Annotated in this window: 17 protein-coding genes and 1 pseudogene; 17 read left to right on the plus strand and 1 reads right to left on the minus strand. The window is 70.3% G+C overall.

Features of this window, described 5'->3' with window-relative positions; translation table 11 throughout:
• The 5 genes and pseudogenes from nbrcactino_RS11660 to dapC all read left to right on the plus strand — a co-directional run.
• Window positions 1-302: pseudogene (locus nbrcactino_RS11660) on the plus strand (N-acetyl-1-D-myo-inositol-2-amino-2-deoxy-alpha-D-glucopyranoside deacetylase); the annotation flags it as partial.
• A gap of 20 nt (window positions 303-322) precedes the next feature.
• Window positions 323-703: a facilitated glucose transporter gene (locus tag nbrcactino_RS11665; protein WP_161927741.1), complete on the plus strand. Its 381-nt coding sequence runs from the start codon at window positions 323-325 to the stop codon at window positions 701-703.
• Window positions 704-731: 28 nt separating this feature from the next.
• On the plus strand, window positions 732-3,323 hold the full coding sequence (locus tag nbrcactino_RS11670; RefSeq protein ID WP_161927742.1) for a bifunctional FO biosynthesis protein CofGH: 2,592 nt from the start codon (window positions 732-734) through the stop codon (window positions 3,321-3,323).
• A 110-nt stretch (window positions 3,324-3,433) separates the two neighbouring features.
• Complete coding sequence (fdxA, locus tag nbrcactino_RS11675) at window positions 3,434-3,763, plus strand: ferredoxin (RefSeq protein ID WP_161927743.1); 330 nt, start codon at window positions 3,434-3,436, stop codon at window positions 3,761-3,763.
• A gap of 5 nt (window positions 3,764-3,768) precedes the next feature.
• Complete coding sequence (gene dapC, locus nbrcactino_RS11680; RefSeq protein WP_186343377.1) at window positions 3,769-4,878, plus strand: succinyldiaminopimelate transaminase; 1,110 nt, start codon at window positions 3,769-3,771, stop codon at window positions 4,876-4,878.
• A gap of 149 nt (window positions 4,879-5,027) precedes the next feature.
• On the opposite strand, the gene dapD is transcribed toward dapC, so the two are convergent.
• Window positions 5,028-5,996, minus strand: coding sequence for a 2,3,4,5-tetrahydropyridine-2,6-dicarboxylate N-succinyltransferase (gene dapD, locus nbrcactino_RS11685; protein WP_161927744.1), 969 nt, complete (start codon window positions 5,994-5,996; stop codon window positions 5,028-5,030).
• A 93-nt stretch (window positions 5,997-6,089) separates the two neighbouring features.
• On the opposite strand from dapD, the gene nbrcactino_RS11690 reads away from it, so the two are divergent.
• The 12 genes from nbrcactino_RS11690 (at window position 6,090) to glgC (ending at window position 16,914) form a co-directional block, all read left to right on the plus strand.
• Complete coding sequence (locus nbrcactino_RS11690; protein ID WP_161927745.1) at window positions 6,090-6,455, plus strand: DUF485 domain-containing protein; 366 nt, start codon at window positions 6,090-6,092, stop codon at window positions 6,453-6,455.
• Window positions 6,452-8,080 (plus strand): monocarboxylic acid transporter, encoded by a 1,629-nt coding sequence (locus nbrcactino_RS11695; protein WP_161927746.1) that lies wholly within the window; start codon window positions 6,452-6,454, stop codon window positions 8,078-8,080. The genes nbrcactino_RS11690 and nbrcactino_RS11695 overlap by 4 nt, the downstream gene beginning before the upstream one ends.
• Before the next feature lie 27 nt (window positions 8,081-8,107).
• Window positions 8,108-9,208 carry a succinyl-diaminopimelate desuccinylase gene (dapE, locus tag nbrcactino_RS11700; RefSeq protein WP_161927747.1) on the plus strand — a complete coding sequence of 367 codons (1,101 nt, stop codon included), beginning with the start codon at window positions 8,108-8,110 and terminating at the stop codon, window positions 9,206-9,208.
• The gene (locus nbrcactino_RS11705; protein ID WP_161927748.1) at window positions 9,205-9,972 is read left to right on the plus strand and encodes an LOG family protein; all 768 of its coding nucleotides are present in this window, start codon (window positions 9,205-9,207) and stop codon (window positions 9,970-9,972) included. Before dapE ends, nbrcactino_RS11705 begins: the two co-directional genes overlap by 4 nt.
• Window positions 9,972-10,508: an LOG family protein gene (locus tag nbrcactino_RS11710; protein ID WP_161927749.1), complete on the plus strand. Its 537-nt coding sequence runs from the start codon at window positions 9,972-9,974 to the stop codon at window positions 10,506-10,508. Before nbrcactino_RS11705 ends, nbrcactino_RS11710 begins: the two co-directional genes overlap by 1 nt.
• 40 nt (window positions 10,509-10,548) lie before the next feature.
• Entirely contained in the window at window positions 10,549-12,330 is a 1,782-nt protein-coding gene (locus nbrcactino_RS11715; RefSeq protein WP_161927750.1) for a long-chain-acyl-CoA synthetase, read from the plus strand.
• Between the two features lie 102 nt (window positions 12,331-12,432).
• Window positions 12,433-13,257: a dihydropteroate synthase gene (folP, locus tag nbrcactino_RS11720; protein WP_161928011.1), complete on the plus strand. Its 825-nt coding sequence runs from the start codon at window positions 12,433-12,435 to the stop codon at window positions 13,255-13,257.
• A complete protein-coding gene (locus tag nbrcactino_RS11725) occupies window positions 13,254-14,201 on the plus strand; it encodes a glucosyl-3-phosphoglycerate synthase (RefSeq protein ID WP_161927751.1) in 948 nt (315 codons plus the stop codon). Before folP ends, nbrcactino_RS11725 begins: the two co-directional genes overlap by 4 nt.
• On the plus strand, window positions 14,192-14,515 hold the full coding sequence (locus nbrcactino_RS11730) for a DivIVA domain-containing protein (RefSeq protein ID WP_186343378.1): 324 nt from the start codon (window positions 14,192-14,194) through the stop codon (window positions 14,513-14,515). The genes nbrcactino_RS11725 and nbrcactino_RS11730 overlap by 10 nt, the downstream gene beginning before the upstream one ends.
• Before the next feature lie 75 nt (window positions 14,516-14,590).
• A complete protein-coding gene (locus tag nbrcactino_RS11735; RefSeq protein ID WP_007322703.1) occupies window positions 14,591-14,758 on the plus strand; it encodes a DUF3117 domain-containing protein in 168 nt (55 codons plus the stop codon).
• A 47-nt stretch (window positions 14,759-14,805) separates the two neighbouring features.
• Window positions 14,806-15,663, plus strand: a complete 858-nt coding sequence (locus nbrcactino_RS11740) for a putative RNA methyltransferase (protein ID WP_228460839.1) — start codon at window positions 14,806-14,808, stop codon at window positions 15,661-15,663.
• 33 nt (window positions 15,664-15,696) lie between these two features.
• Window positions 15,697-16,914: a glucose-1-phosphate adenylyltransferase gene (gene glgC, locus nbrcactino_RS11745; RefSeq protein ID WP_161927752.1), complete on the plus strand. Its 1,218-nt coding sequence runs from the start codon at window positions 15,697-15,699 to the stop codon at window positions 16,912-16,914.
• Window positions 16,915-16,971 lie beyond the last annotated feature (57 nt).

A 16,971-nucleotide genomic window follows, 5' to 3' on the forward strand; every position in this document is an offset into this window, starting at 1 on the left:
TGGCCGACGCCGCCGGGCGGGTCCCGGCGGGCTGGCGGATGCCCGAGCCCGGCGAGTTGCCGAGTTATCCCGATGCCGAGATCACCGCGCAGGTCGACGTCGGTGCGGTGGTCGGCCGCAAGGTGGCCGCGCTGGCCGCCCACGCCACACAGGTGACGGTGGCGCCGTCGGGGACCGAGTACGCCCTGTCCAACACCATCGTGCAGCCGGTCTTCGCCGTCGAGCACTTCCGGCGCGTCGACGACGCGGCACCACCGGCCGGGGCGCCGCGCGAAACCGATCTGTTCGAGGGGATCCGATGAAGCGCGGCGGCGATAGGGCAATGCTGGCATTGCTGTTCATCGACGGGCTGATCGTCGGGATCCTCTCGGTGGCCTTCCTCAACCTCTACCTCGGCACGGTCGTCGCGCCGATCGGCATCCTCATCGCCGCGGTGGGCAATGCGCTGCTGCTCTGGCTCGCCTCGGCCCATGCCCGGGCGCCGCTCAGTTGGCTGCCGGTGTTCGGCTGGGGGCTGGTACTGGTCATCGCCCTGGGCGGGGGGCCCGGCGGGGACGTGTTGTTCCTGTCCGACTGGCGGGTCGTGGCGCTGATCCTCGCCGGGGTGGCCGTCCCGGCCGCACTGGCGTCGTTCCTGCAGACCCGTCGCCGGGTCGAGGAGGCGGCGCGCCGCGACATCGACCGGGCGGCCCGGGGGCGGTAGCAGTTCGGAGAGTCGGTCTACTATCGGGATGGTGACCGATGAACGCCCCTCCGCGGCGGCCATGCGACGTGCGCTCCGGCGCGCTCGTGACGGTGCGACACTCAACGTCGACGAAGCCGCAGTACTGCTGGCCGCCACCGGCGACGACCTCGCCGATCTCACCGCCTCCGCCGCGCGTGTCCGTGACGCCGGGTTGAAAGCGGCCGGCCGCGACGGCCAGATCAGCTACTCGCGCAAGGTCTTCATCCCGCTGACGCACCTGTGTCGGGACCGGTGTCACTACTGCACGTTCGTCACCGTGCCGGGCAAGCTGGCCGGCCAGGGCAAGGGCATGTTCCTCGAGATCGACGAAGTCCTCGAGATCGCCCGGGCCGGCGCCGCATTGGGATGCAAGGAAGCGCTGTTCACGCTCGGCGACCGTCCGGAGGACCGGTGGCCGCAGGCCGCCGAGTGGCTCGACGCCCGCGGTTACGACTCGACGCTGCAATACGTGCGCGCCGCGGCGATCCGGGTGCTGGAGGAGACCGGCCTGCTGCCGCACCTCAACCCCGGAGTCATGTCGTGGGAGGAGATCTCACGACTCAAGCCGGTCGCCCCGTCGATGGGGATGATGCTGGAGACCACGTCGCGGCGGCTGTTCGAGGAGAAGGGGCAGCCGCACTACGGCAGTCCGGACAAGGATCCGTCGGTGCGCCTGCAGGTGCTCACCGACGCGGGCCGGTTGTCGGTGCCGTTCACCACCGGGATCCTCGTCGGGATCGGCGAGAACCGGGTCGAGCGCGCCGAGTCGATCATGGCGATCCGCGCCAGTCACAAGGCCTACGGCCACATCCAAGAAGTCATCGTCCAGAACTTCCGGGCCAAGTCGGACACCGCCATGCGGTCGGTACCCGACGCGGATCTGGCCGAGTACCGGGCGGCGATCGCGGTGTCCCGACTGCTGCTCGGACCGGCGATGCGGATCCAGGCGCCGCCGAACCTCGTCGACGCGGGGGAGTGTGCGGACCTGATCGCCGCGGGTATCGACGACTGGGGCGGGGTGTCGCCGTTGACCCCCGACCACGTCAATCCGGAACGGCCGTGGCCGAACCTGGACACCCTGGCCGACATCACCGCGGCCAGCGGGTTCACCTTGACCGAGCGCCTCACCGCGCAGCCGCCCTACATCCTCGCCGGGTCGCCGTGGATCGACCCGAGGGTCGCCGGGCACGTGCGCGCGCTGGCCGACCCGGATACCGGGCTGGCCGCCGACGGGGCGATGCCGGTCGGGCGGCCGTGGCAGGAGCCCGACGAGGAATGGGAGTCGACCGGGCGGGTCGACCTCAACACCGAGATCGACGGCGAGGGCCGGCGCACCGAGACCCGCAGCGACCTGGGTTCGGCCTTCGGCGACTGGGAGACCGTCCGCAGCCAGGTGGCCGCGCTCGCCGACGCGGAGTCCGGCGCGCCGAGCCGGTTGTCGTCGGAGGTCGTCGCCGCGCTGCGCCGCGCCGAGGCCGACCCGGCCGGGTGCAGTGACGCGGACTATCTCGCGCTGGCCACCGCCGACGGCGATGACCTGGAAGCGGTTGTCGCGCTGGCGGATTCATTGCGCGCCGAGGTGGTCGGCCCCGACGTGACCTACGTCGTCAACCGGAACATCAACTTCACCAACATCTGCTACACCGGGTGCCGGTTCTGTGCCTTCGCCCAGCGCAAGGGCGACGCCGACGCCTTCACGCTGTCCGCCGACGAGGTGGCCGACCGGGCCTGGGAGGCCCATGTCGCCGGGGCCACCGAGGTCTGCATGCAGGGCGGCATCGACCCCGAACTGCCGGTCACCGGCTACGCCGACCTGGTGCGCGCGGTGAAGGCGCGCGTGCCGTCGATGCACGTCCACGCGTTCAGCCCGATGGAGATCGTCAACGGTGCGTCCCGCGGCGGCCAGTCGGTCCGCGATTGGTTGGTCGCGCTGCGCGAGGCCGGGTTGGACACGATCCCCGGTACCGCCGCGGAGATCCTCGACGACGAGGTCCGCTGGGTCCTCACCAAGGGCAAGCTGCCGACCGCGACGTGGATCGAGGTGATCTCCACCGCGCACAGCGTGGGCCTGCGCTCGAGTTCGACGATGATGTACGGCCACGTGGACGCGCCGAGGCACTGGGTGGGCCACCTCAACACGCTGCGGTCGATCCAGGACGAGACCGGCGGTTTCACCGAGTTCGTGCCGCTGCCGTTCGTCCACCAGAGTTCGCCGCTGTACCTGGCCGGGGCATCGCGGCCGGGGCCGACCCGCCGCGACAACCGGGCCGTCCACGCGCTGGCGCGGATCATGTTGCACGGACGCATCGACAACATCCAGACGAGCTGGGTCAAACTCGGCGTCGACGGTACCCGGGCGATGCTCAACGGCGGGGCCAACGACCTCGGCGGAACCCTGATGGAAGAGACCATCTCGCGCATGGCGGGGTCGATGCACGGGTCGGAGAAGACGGTTGCCGAGTTGCACGAGATTGCCGCGGGAATCGGTCGTCGGGCCCGGCAGCGGACCACCGAGTACGGGCGCGTTCAGGTCGATCGGGGTGACCTGCGCCATGCAGGTGGTGCCCCGATTTCGCTGGCCGTGGCCTATGACTTGTAACCTGGGACCGAAGACTTTTGTAACCCGGGGCGCCGCGGCCCAGCCCATAGCCGTGACGCCCGGCGCCGCCTTCGATGTCGGCGCCGTGAGCCCGCATCGTTAAGGAGACCGTGGTGACTTACATCATCGCCGAGCCCTGCGTCGACGTCATGGACAAGGCCTGCGTCGAAGAATGCCCGGTGGATTGCATCTACGAGGGTGGTCGCAGCCTCTACATCCAGCCCGACGAGTGCGTGGACTGCGGTGCCTGTGAGCCGGTCTGCCCGGTGGAGGCCATCTTCTACGAGGACGACGTCCCCGACGAGTGGGAACCGTACGTGGCGGCCAATGTCGACTTCTTCGATGATCTGGGCTCCCCGGGCGGCGCGAGCAAGGTCGGCAAGACCGACTACGACCCGCCGTTCGTCAAGGAGCTGCCGCCGATGGGCGAGGAGGACTGACCCGGGTGGCGGCCAGTCGCATACCGGTCAGCGCCTCGCTGCCGGACTTCCCGTGGGACACCATCGCCGGTGCCCGAAGCACGGCCGCCGCGCATCCGGGCGGGATCGTCGACCTCTCCGTCGGCACCCCCGTCGACCCGGTCGACCCGCTCATCCGCGAGGCGTTGGCCGCGGCCTCGGAGTTCCCCGGCTATCCGCTGACCGTCGGTACCGGCGAGTTGCGCGCCGCCGCCGCGGCGGCGCTTCACCGGCGCTACGACACCGTCGAATTGGCCGGTGAGCAGATCCTGCCGGTCATCGGGACCAAGGAGGCGATCGCCGGGGTCTGCTCGACCCTGGGGTTGCAGTCCGGTTCGACGGTCGTGCTGCCGAAGATCGCCTACCCGACCTATGAGGTGGGCGCGCTGCTCGCGGGTGCGACTCCGGTTCGTGCCGACGATTCGGGTACCGCCGACCTGGCCGAGGCCGCCCTCGTCTTCCTGAACTCCCCGTCGAACCCCACCGGCGCGGTGCTGGGCGTCGACGAGTTGCGCGCCGCCGTTGCGTGGGCCCGCGAGCGCGGCGCGATCGTCGTGTCCGACGAGTGCTACCTGGGCCTGGCCTGGGAGGCCGAGGCGGTGTCGGTGCTCGACCCGCGCGTCTGCGACGGTGACACCACCGGACTGCTGGCCGTGCACTCGCTGTCCAAAATCTCCAACCTCGCGTCGTACCGCGCGGGCTTCTTCGCCGGCGATCGCGGGTTGATCGCCGAACTGCTGGCGGTGCGCAAGCACTCCGGACTCATCGTGCCCTTCCCGATCCAGGCGGCGATGACCGCGGCACTCGCCGACGACCGGCACGTCGAGGAGCAGGCCCAGCGCTATCGGGCGCGCCGAGAGGTCCTCAAGCCGGCGGTGATCGAGGCGGGGATGCGCGTCGACGACTCGGAGGCGGGGCTGTACCTGTGGGCGACCCGCGACGAGGATGCGCGCGTCACGCACCACTGGTTGGCGCAGCGCGGAATCCTCGCCGCCCCCGGCGACTTCTACGGCCCGGCCGGTGCGACGCACGTGCGCATCGCACTCACCGCCTCCGACGAGCAGATCGCCGAAGCGGCCCGACGCCTGCGCGGATAACCCAGGCTCAGCGCACGAGGGCGATGGCGAAGCCGTCCCAGCCCTTGACGCCGACCGTTTGCAGGGCGGGGCCGGTGCTTATCCCGCACCGATCCACACTTCCCGCGGTTATTCCGTCGGGAAATGCGAATCGGTGCGGGAGGAAGACCTCAGTCGTTCTTGTGCAGGGCCGTGTTGAGGGCGATGCCGTCACCCTTCCACGGCACGACCTCGACTGCGCCGGTGGTGCTGTTGCGGCGGAACAGGATGTTGGACTGGCCGGCCAGGTCGCGGGCCTTCACCTCGGTGCCGTCGGGGCCGACGACCTTCGTGCCGGCGGTCACGTAGAGGCCCGCCTCGATGACGCAGTCGTCGCCCAGGGGGATGCCGCAGCCGGAGTTCGCACCCAGCAGGCAGCGCCTGCCCAGGGTGATGATCTCCTTGCCGCCGCCGGACAGGGTGCCCATCGTCGACGCACCGCCGCCGATGTCGGAACCCTCGCCGACGACGACGCCGGCCGAGATGCGGCCCTCGACCATCGAGTCGCCCAGGGTGCCGGCGTTGAAGTTGACGAAGCCCTCGTGCATGACGGTGGTGCCCTCGGCCAGGTGGGCGCCCAGGCGGACCCGGCTGGCGTCGCCGATGCGGACGCCGGCGGGGATCACGTAGTCCACCATGCGGGGGAACTTGTCGATCGAGTTGACGGTCACGTTGCCGCGGGCGCGCAGCTTCACGCGGACCTGCTCGAAGCCGTCGACCGCGCACGGGCCGAAGTTGGTCCACACGACGTTGCTCAACAGGCCGAACTGGCCGTCCAGGTTGACCCCGTGCGGCGCGACCAGCCGATGGCTCAGCAGATGCAGGCGCAGGTAGACGTCGTGGGCGTCGAGGGGCGCGGCGGTCAGGTCGACGATGCTGGTGCGCACGGCGACGGTGCGGACCCCGCGGTCGGCGTCGGTGCCCACCAGCGGCGCCAGTTCCGGCGGAACGTCGGCATCGGCGAGGATCTTGGTGCCCGACGACGAGACGACACCCAACTGCGGCTCGGGGAACCACGTGTCCAGGACGCTTTCGGCGCCCCCGGCGTCGGGGATGGTGATGGTCGCGATGCCTACGGCGAAGGCTCCTTGGTTGCTCACGGCCGAAATCCTACCGTTGCGTCCGAATCGGACGGGAGGGCTGCTACTTTCGCAGCACACCACGTGACCGGTGCCACACCGCAGGAGGACCCCGTGCCCGAATCCGACGACCCCCAGCGGTCGGTTCCCACCGGCGAGGAGTTCCTCACCGCCGCCGCGAGCCCCGAGTTCGAGCACTTGCGCCGCATCCTTCTCCGATTCGTCTTCCCGATGACCGCCTTCTTCCTCGTCTGGTACGCGACTTACGCCCTGCTCGGCGCTTTCGCCCACGAATTCATGGCGACGCAGGTGTGGGGTCGGATCAACATGGGCATCGTGTTGGGGCTGCTGCAGTTCGTGACCACCTTCGCCATCACCTTCGCCTACATCCGGTTCGCCGACCGCAAGCTCGACCCCGCGGCCGAAGTGGTGCGCCAGGGCTTCGCCGACGGCCGCTACGCTGCCGAGGCCGGCCGATGAACGCCGCGGCGGCCGCGTCGGGAGTGGGCAATCCCGCCGTCAACATCGCCATCTTCGTCGCCTTTGTGGCCGTGACGCTCACCGTGGTGATCAAGGTCAGCAGCAACAACAAGACGGCGTCGCAGTTCTTCACCGGCGGCAGTTCGTTCTCCGGACCGCAGAACGGCATCGCCATCGCCGGCGATTACCTGTCGGCGGCCAGCTTCCTCGGCATCGCCGGCGCCATCGCGGTGTACGGCTACGACGGTTTTCTCTACTCGATCGGCTTCCTGGTCGCCTGGCTCGTCGCGCTGCTGCTGGTGGCCGAGCTGTTGCGCAACACCGGCCGGTTCACCATGGCCGATGTCCTCAGCTTCCGGCTGCGCGAGCGCCCGGTCCGTACCGCGGCCGCCATCTCGACGCTGACGGTGTCGCTGTTCTACCTGCTGGCCCAGATGGCCGGTGCCGGCGGCCTGGTGGCGCTGCTGCTGGACGTGTCTTCGCGCACCGGGCAGTCGATCGTCATCGCGGTCGTGGGCGTGCTGATGATCGCCTACGTGCTCATCGGCGGCATGAAGGGCACCACCTGGGTGCAGATCATCAAGGCCGTCCTACTCATCGCCGGGGCCGCGGTCATGACCGCCATCGTGCTGGTCAAAGTCGGGCTCAACGTCTCCGACCTGTTCGGCCAGGCGCAGACCGCGATCGGGAACTCCTCGGACAAGGCGGTCGCCGCCCGCGACGTCCTCGCGCCCGGCGCGAAATACGGCGCGACGATGACGACGAAGATCGACTTCCTCTCCCTGGCCATTGCGCTGGTCCTGGGCACGGCCGGTCTGCCGCACGTCCTGATGCGCTTCTACACCGTGCCGACGGCCACGGAGGCGCGCCGCTCGGTGGTCTGGGCGATCAGCCTGATCGGCGCCTTCTACCTGTTCACGCTGATCCTCGGATACGGTGCCGCGGCGATCGTCGGTCCCGACAAGATCTTGGCCGCGGCGGGCAAGGAGAACGCGGCGGCCCCGCTGCTGGCGCTCGAACTGGGCGGCACGGTCTTGCTCGGGGTCATCTCGGCCGTCGCGTTCGCCACCATCCTCGCGGTGGTGGCCGGCCTGGCGATCACGGCGTCGGCCTCGTTCGCGCACGACATCTACGCCAGCGTGATCAAGCGCGGCAACTGCAGCGGCGAGGAACAGGTGCGCGTCTCGCGCATCACCGTCGTGGTCCTGGGCGTCCTCGGCATCGTGCTGGGCATCCTGGCCAACGGGCAGAACATCGCCTTCCTGGTCGCGCTGGCCTTCGCCGTCGCCGCGTCGGCGAATCTGCCCACGATCCTGTACTCGCTGTATTGGCGCCGGTTCAACACCCGGGGCGCGCTGTGGAGCATGTACGGCGGTCTCGCGTCGGCGATCATCCTGATCGTGTTCTCCCCGGCGGTGTCGGGCGGCAAGTCGTCGATGCTGCCCAACGCCGACTTCGCCTGGTTCCCGCTGCAGAACCCGGGGCTGGTCTCGATCCCGCTGGCCTTCGTCCTGGGCATCGTCGGGACGCTGACCTCGGCCGAGCGCGGTGATCCGAAGCGCAACGCGGAGATGGAGGTCCGGTCGTTGACCGGGGTCGGCGCTGCGGGCGCCATCGATCACTAGGGCCGCGGGCCCCGGTACGGTGAGGGCATGGCTCTGGACTTGCGCGCCGATCCGGCGGAGTTGACCGCTGCGCTCATCGACATCCCCAGCGAGTCGCGCGACGAGACGACGATCGCCGACGCGGTCGAGGCGGCCCTGCGCGAGCAGACGACCGGCTTCGAGGTGTTGCGCCACGGCAACCGCGTGCTCGCCCGCACCCGGCTGGGGCGAGAACGGCGGGTCATGCTCGCCGGGCACCTGGACACGGTTCCGATCGCCGACAACGTCCCGCACCGGTGGGAGGACGGCGCCGACGGCGCGGTGATCCACGGCTGCGGCAGCGTGGACATGAAGTCGGGCGACGCGGTGTTCCTGCACCTGGCCGCGACGCTGCGCGAACCGCGCCACGACCTGACGCTGGTGTTCTACGACTGCGAGGAGATCGCCGCCGAGTTCAACGGGCTCGGTGCGATCGAGGCGGAGTTGCCGGAGTGGCTCGACGCCGACGTGGCGATCCTGGGCGAACCGACGGGCGGGCTCATCGAAGCCGGGTGTCAGGGAACGCTGCGGGTACGGGTCACCGCGCACGGCACCCGGGCGCACACCGCCCGGGCGTGGATGGGGGACAACGCGATTCACCGGTTGGGCGGGCTATTGCAGGTGCTGGGGGCCTATCAGCCCCGGCGCGTGGACATCGACGGCTGCGAGTACCGGGAGGGCCTGCAGGCCGTCGCGGTCAGCGGCGGCGTGGCGGGCAACGTGGTCCCCGACGAGGCCGCTGTCGACATCAACTTCCGGTTCGCGCCCGACCGCAGCTCCGAGCAGGCGCTCGCGCATGTCCGCGAGGTGATCGCCGGCGCCCCCGGTGGCGCCGACCTGGGCGTCGAGGTCACCGATCTGGCGCCGGGCGCACTGCCCGGCTTGGCCAACCCCGCCGCGGCGGAACTGGTGGCCGCCGCCGACCACCGATTCCGCGCCAAGTACGGGTGGACCGACGTGGCGCGGTTCGCCGCGCGCGGCATCCCGGCGGTCAATTTCGGCCCCGGCGACCCGAGCATTGCGCACATGCGCGACGAGCACGTCCCGGTGGGCCAGATCCACCAGGTCCACCGCGTGTTGCGCGACTACCTGGGCGGGGGTGCGCGGTGACCGAACCCGACCGCGGGCGCTACTCGGGCCCGACGTGGACCAGCGGGGATGCCACCGACCTGTCGGTGACGTCGGACCGCCGGCTGCTGAACCGCCGTCCGCCGCGCTGTCAAGCCGACGTCAACCAGATCAAGATCGACGACTCCTGGCGGGTGCTGCGCATCCAGGCGGAGTTCGTCGACGGTTTCGACGCGCTGCTGCACGTCGAAGACGCCGTCACCGTCTTCGGTTCGGCGCGCACGCGGTTGGGCACCCCCGAATACGAGTTGGGCGTGGACCTCGGCCGCGCGATCGGGGAGGCCGGATATGCGGTCATCACCGGCGGCGGGCCGGGCAGCATGGAATCGGTGAACCGCGGCGCACGGCAGGCCGGCGCGCGCTCCATCGGATTGGGCATCGAGCTGCCGTTCGAACAGGGCCTCAACCCGTTCATCGACACCGGGATGAACTTCCGCTACTTCTTCGCCCGCAAGACGATGTTCGTGAAGTACGCGCAGGCCTTCGTCTGCCTGCCGGGGGGCTTCGGCACGCTCGACGAGCTCTTCGAGGCGCTGACCCTGGTGCAGACCCACAAGGTCACCCAGTTCCCGATCATCCTGGTCGGCCGCGCGTTCTGGGGCGGGTTGGTCGACTGGCTGCGGTCCACGCTGGTCGACGAGGGGATGATCGACCCGGCGGACCCGGATCTGCTGAGCGTCGTGGAAACGCCGGCCGAGGTGGTGGCCGTCCTCGACGCGTCCCGGGCGGCGCGGGAGGAGGCGTAGTGGCGTCGGTCTGCGTGTATTGCGCGTCCGGACCGGTGCCGCAGCACTACCTGGAGTTGGCGGCCGAGTTGGGGACCGCGCTCGGCGCGGCCGGCCACACGCTGGTCAGCGGCGGCGGAAACGTCTCGATGATGGGTGCGGTGGGCGCGGCGGTGCGGGCGGCCGGCGGGCGGACCGTCGGGATCATTCCGGGCCACCTCGTCGACCGCGAGGCCGCCGACACCGACAGCGACGAACTGGTCGTCACCGAGACTATGCGGGAGCGCAAGCGCCTGATGGAGGCCCGTGCCGATGCGTTCATCACGTTGCCCGGGGGGATCGGGACCCTCGAGGAACTGTTCGAGACGTGGACCGGGGGATTCCTCGGCGAGCACGACAAGCCGGTGGTGCTGCTCGACGCCGACGGCTTCTACCAGCCGATGCTGCGATGGCTGCGCGACCTGCGCGCCGACGGATTCGTTTCCGACGAGGCGCTCGACCGCCTCCTCGTCGTCGGATCCGTGGGTGCTGCTGTGAGCTTGGTTACCCAACAGTAAGCTGTGGGCAACACCCCCGGCAGCGAGGAGATTGAGGCCCATGACGAACAGCCGTGCGACCACCAAGGTCCGGCTCACCGACTTGGCCAAGGGCGTGGTGGACATGGTGCCGTCGGCGCCGCTGATGGTCCGGCACGCGCCCGGGTTGATCCACCGCCCGGCCGATGCGCGCAAAACCATCGGCAGCGTTTTCCAGAAGCATGCCGGCAAGCATCCGGAGCGGCCCTTCGTCCGCTTCGAAGGCCGCGCCACCAGCTATGGCGAGGCCAACGCGATCGTCAACCGCTATGCCGCCCAACTCGCCGCCGACGGTGTGCGGACCGGTGACGTCGTCGCCCTCCTGGGCAAGAACTCGCCCACGCTGCTGTACCTGACGCTGGCCGCGGTCAAGCTCGGCGCGGTCGCGGGCATGCTGAACTACAACCAGCACGGTGCGATCGGCAACCACTCGATAAAGCTGCTGGGCGCCTCGGTGTTGGTCTACGACCCCGAGTGCAAAGACACCTTCGACTCGTTCGACGCCGAGGTGCACCCCCCGCATGTCTACGACTACGCCGCCTTCGACGAGGCCGCCGCGCCACGGCCGGCGACCAACCCGGCGGTGACGGCCACCCTGCCGGCCTCGACCAACGCCTTCTACATCTTCACCTCCGGCACCACCGGGCTGCCGAAGGCGAGCGTGATGAGCCACAACCGGTGGCTGGCGAACATGGCCGGCATCGGCGGGATGGCGGTGCGGCTGCGCAGTTCCGACACCATGTACATCCCGTTGCCGCTCTACCACAACAATGCACTGTCGGTCTCGCTCGGCGCAGTGCTCGCGGCCGGGGCCACCGTGGCGATCGCCAAGCAGTTCTCCGCGTCGCGGTTCTGGGACGACATCATCCTCAACCGCGCGACCGCGTTCTGCTACATCGGCGAGCTGTGCCGCTACCTGCTGGCCCAGCCGCCGAAGCCGACCGACCGCACCCACGGCGTGCGGCTGGCCGTCGGCAACGGCATGCGCCCGGAGATCTGGGACGAGTTCGTCGAGCGTTTCGGCGTCAAGCGGATCGTCGAGTTTTACGGGGCCAGCGAGCTCAACCTCGCGTTCGTCAACGTGTTCACCGTCGCCAAGACCGCCGGGTTCTGCCCGCTGCCGTTCAAGGTCGTCGAGTACGACCAGGCGACCGGCGAGGCCAAGCGCGACGCCGCCGGTCGGTTGCGGGCGGTGCGGAAGGGCGAGCCGGGCCTGCTGATCTCCGAGATCAGCGACCGGGTGCCGCTCGACGGCTACACCGATCCGTCGGCGACGGAGAAGAAGATCATCCGCGACGGGTTCAAACCCGGCGACTCCTGGTTCAACTCCGGCGACCTCGTGCGCGAGGTCGGATGGGGTCACATCGCCTTCGTCGACCGCCTCGGCGACACCTTCCGCTGGAAGGGGGAGAACGTCGCGACCACCGAGGTCGAGGGCGCGTTCGACGGTCTCGACGGGGTCGACCAGGCGGTCGTCTACGGCGTCGAGGTGCCCGGCTGCGACGGTCGGGCCGGGATGGCCGCGGTGACGCTGGCCGAGGGTGCCGAGTTCGACGGGAAGGCTGTCGCCGAGCATCTCTACCGCGTGCTGCCGGCCTATGCGATCCCGCTTTTCGTGCGCATCATCGGCGAGGTGGAGGCCACCTCGACCTTCAAGACCCGCAAGGTCGACCTGCGTGACGAGGGCTTCGGCGACGTCGGTGGCGATCCGCTCTACGCGTTGCGCGGCCGGTCCGACGGATACGTGGAGGCGTATGCCGATTACGCGGCCGACGTGGCCGCCGCCCGGGCCCCCCGCGGCTGAGGGTGCGTGGTCCCCAGCGGTAGCGTGGACACGGTGACGACCACCACCACCCTTCCGGCGACCCTGTGCGGACGGCCGGTGGCCGCCGACCGGGCGTTGGTCATGGCGATCGTCAACCGCACCCCCGATTCCTTTTACGACCGGGGGGCGAGCTTCGACGACGAGCCGGCCCGCCGCCGTGTCGAGCAGGTAGTGGCCGAGGGTGCCGACATCATCGATATCGGCGGGGTCAAGGCCGGCCCGGGGGAGCGGGTCGACGCGCAGGCCGAGGCGGATCGGGTGGTCCCGTTCATCGCCTGGGTGCGCGAACGGTTCCCGGAGACGGTGATCAGCGTCGACACGTGGCGCTCGAGCGTGGCACAGGCCGCGTGCGCCGCCGGGGCCGATCTGATCAACGACACCTGGGCGGGGGCGGACCCGGGCCTGGTCGACGTGGCGGCCCGCTGCGGCGCCGGCCTCGTCTGCTCCCACACCGGTGGCGCGGTGCCGCGCACCCGGCCGCACCGGGTCCGCTACGGCGATGCCGCGACCGACGTCGTCGACCAGGTCGTCGGCGACCTGACCGCGGCGGCCCGCCGCGCCGCGGCGGCCGGGGTGCGCGCCGACGGCATCATCATCGACCCGACGCACGACTTCGGGAAGAACACCCACCACGGACTCGCGCTGCTGCGCCACACGGATCGACTCGCGGCCACCGGGTTCCCCGTGCTGATGGCGTTGAGCAACAAGGACTTCGTCGGCGAGACCCTCGGGGTCGACCTCGACCAGCGCCTGGACGGGACCCTGGCCGCCACCGCATTGGCCGCCGAGCACGGTGCGCGCATCTTCCGCGCGCACGAGGTCGCGGCCACCCGGCGGGTGGTGGAGATGGTCGCGGCGATCACCGGCCGGCGTTCCCCGGTGCGGGCGATCCGGGGGCTGGCATGAGCGGCGCGCCGACCCGCCCGGCGTCGGGCATCCCGACCTGGGACCGGCCCGCCTGGACCGCGCCCGAGCTCGTCGCGGCCAAGGACGGGCGCACGATCGCGGTCGTGTTGCCGGCCTTGAACGAGGCGGACACCGTCGCCGGAGTCATCGAGTCGATCCGCCCGCTGGTCGGCGGCCTCGTCGACGACCTGGTGGTGCTCGACTCCGGGTCCACCGACGACACCGCCGTCGTGGCCGCCGCTGCCGGTGCCCGGGTGGTGAGCCGCGAGGAGGCCCTGCCCCAGGTGCCGCCGGTCGACGGGAAGGGGGAGGTGCTGTGGCGCGCGATCGCCGCGACGCAGGCCGACATCATCGTCTTCATCGACTCCGACCTGGTCTCGCCCGATCCGATGTTCGTGCCGAAGCTGGTCGGGCCGATCATCACGCAGCCGGGAATCGAGCTGGTCAAGGGCTATTACCGACGGCCCTGGCGCACCGCCGCCCAACACGTCGAGGACGGCGGCGGCCGGGTGACCGAACTCGTGGCCCGTCCGTTGTTGGCGGCGCTGCGCCCCGAGCTGAGCCCCATCGTCCAACCGTTGGGCGGGGAGTACGCCGGCACCCGTGAGCTGTTGTCGTCGCTGCCGTTCGCCCCCGGATACGGCGTGGAGATCGGCCTGCTGATCGACACCTACGAAGCGCGCGGTCCGCAGGCGATCGGCCAGGTCAACCTCGGGGTCCGCGTGCACCGGCACCGCCCGCTGACCGAGCTGGGCGTGATGAGCCGCCAGATCGTCGGGACCCTGCTGCGCCGCTGCGGGATCGACGACTCGCAAGCGCCGCTGGTCCAGTTCGCGGCGGCGGCCGACGGCTCGTTCGCCACCCAGGTCACCGAAGTGGTCTTGGTCGACCGGCCGCCGATGGACTCGGTCCTCGGGAATCAGGGGGCACACCGATGGGGATGATTCTGGCGTATGCCGCCGGGTTGGCCGTGGTGGCTGGACTGCTCTTCGTTGTGGTGTGGTTCGTCTTCGGCCGGGGCGAGGACCTGAGGGCCGTCGACGACGACGTGACCGTCACCGAGCTGCCCCGCGCGGGTATCGCCGGTGACGATGTCCGCAAGGTCCGCTTCGCCCTCGCGTTCCGCGGATACAAGCAGTCCGAAGTCGACTGGACGCTGGAGAAGCTGGCCCGGGAGATTGACGAATTGCGGGCCGTGGCCGCGGCACTGCGTGAGCGCGCCGAGCCGGGCGAAACCGGCGGTCCAGGTCTGCCGTGAGGGTGAGGCCGTGCGCGCCCACCGGCGATGACCAGGTATGATGAACCAGATTGATAACTCGGAGGGAGTTGCACGATGGCGGCGATGAAGCCACGCACCGGAGATGGCCCGATGGAGGCAGCCAAGGAGGGCCGCGGGATCGTAGTGCGCATCCCGATCGAAGGTGGCGGACGTCTCGTGGTCGAGCTGACCGCTGAGGAAGCGGCCGCACTCGGCGAAGAGCTGCGCGGAGTCGCCGGCTGACACCCCCTCCCGGGACAGCGCCCCCGGGCGCCGCACTCGACGGCGTCATGGAAGCGTTGCGCTGCCCGGTTTGTGCCGGGGCGGTCTCGCGCGTCGAACCGCTCTCGGGCACCCTCGGGTGCTCCTCGGGGCATCGATTCGACATCGCGCGGCAGGGTTATGTCTCGTTGCTCGACGGCGGGTCGTCGGGTCTGTCGTCCGATTCCGCCGACATGGTCGCCGCTCGGCGCCGCGTGCTCGACACTGAGCCGTATGCCGCCATCCGGGGCGCGGTGGCCGACGCCGTGGCCGGTGCCGTCGGCGGCGGATCCGGGCCGGCCCCGCTGATCGTCGACGCCGGCTGCGGGACCGGGCACTATCTGGCGTCGTGCCTGACCCGGATACCCCGGGCCCGGGGAATCGGCATGGACCTGTCGAAGTATGCGGCGCGCTCCGCCGCACGCATCCACCCGCGGGCGGGCGCCGTCGTCGCCGATCTGTGGCGGCCCTGGCCGGTGGCCGACGGTGCGGCCGCGGTCGTCCTCGCCGTTTTCGCCCCGCGCGGTTTTGGCCAGGCCCGCCGGGTGCTCGGCGCCGACGGGCGCATCGTCGTGGTCACCCCGCGGCCCGACCACCTCGGCGAGCTGATCGACCCCATGGGCATGGTGGGTATCGCGCCGGGCAAACACGCCCGGCTCGTCGCCGAGCTCGGTGACGCCGGATTCGCCGCGGTCAGCACGACAACGGTGCAGCGGCGCGACGAGTGGACCGTCGACGAGGTGGTCGATGCGATCGCGATGGGGCCCAGTGCGTTTCACTCCGACCCGGCGCGGCTGCGCGAGCGGGCCGCGGCGCTGTGCGGACCGGGCGGCGGGGGCACCGTTTCGGTGACGACCGCGGTGGACATCACCACCGCCGGGTCTTGAGCGCGGGGGCCGGGCGTGGGCTAGGTTTGTGGTGTGAGAGCCGCACCGCATGTCTTGGCCATCGTGCTTGCCGGGGGTGAGGGCAAGCGCCTCTACCCGTTCACGGCCGACCGCGCGAAGCCGGCCGTTCCCTTCGGGGGCACGTACCGCCTCATCGATTTCGTCCTCTCCAACCTCGTCAACGGCGGATACGAACGCATCTGCGTCCTGACCCAGTACAAGTCCCATTCGCTGGACCGCCACATCGCCCAGACCTGGTGGGTCAGCGGGTTCCACGGCGAGTACATCACCTCGGTGCCCGCCCAGCAGCGGCTCGGCAAGCGCTGGTTCACCGGCAGTGCGGATGCGATCCTGCAGTCGCTCAACCTGGTCCACGACGAGAACCCCGACTACCTGGTGGTCTTCGGCGCCGACCACGTGTACCGGATGGACCCGTCGCAGATGGTGGCCGCGCACATCGCCTCGGGAGCGTCGGCGACGGTCGCGGGGATCCGGGTGCCGCGCGACGAGGCCCACGCGCTGGGCTGCATCGACGCCGATGACGACGGACGGATAACGCGGTTCGTGGAGAAGCCCGCGGATCCGCCGGCGACGCCGGACGACCCGACGATGACGCTGGCGTCGATGGGCAACTACGTCTTCACCACCGACGCGCTGATCGAGGCGCTGCGCGCGGATTCGGCAAACGAGGATTCCGGCCACGACATGGGCGGCGACATCATCCCCGCCTTCGTGGCGCGGGGCGAGGCGGCGGTGTACGACTTCCGCGACAACGAGGTGCCCGGCGCCACCGAGCGCGACCGCGGCTATTGGCGCGACGTCGGGACCATCGACGCCTTCTATGACGCGCACATGGACCTGGTGTCGCCGAATCCCGTTTTCACCCTCTACAACCGGCACTGGCCGATCCGCGGTGAGACGTCCAACCTGGCCCCGGCGAAGTTCATCGGCGGCGGGTCGGTGCAGAACTCGGTGGTGGGCGCCGGGTCGATCATCAAGGCGACCGCGGTCAGCGGGTCGGTCATCGCCACCGACGTGGTCATCGAAGACGGGGCCGTCGTCCAAGACTGCGTGGTGATGCCCGGTGTCCGGATCAAGTCCGGGGCCGTCGTCCGCAACGCGATCCTCGACAAGAACGTGGTGGTCTCGCCGATGGCACAGCTCGGCGTGGACCTCGAGCGCGACCGGACGCTCCACACGGTCAGCGACGGCGGGATCGTCGCCGTCGGCAAGGGCGTCATCGTCGAATAACGGGCGCGTCGAATAACGGGCGCGTCGAATAACGGGCGCGTCGAATGGGCCGGGCGC

The organism is Gordonia crocea, from assembly GCF_009932435.1.
Taxonomy (GTDB): domain Bacteria; phylum Actinomycetota; class Actinomycetes; order Mycobacteriales; family Mycobacteriaceae; genus Gordonia; species Gordonia crocea.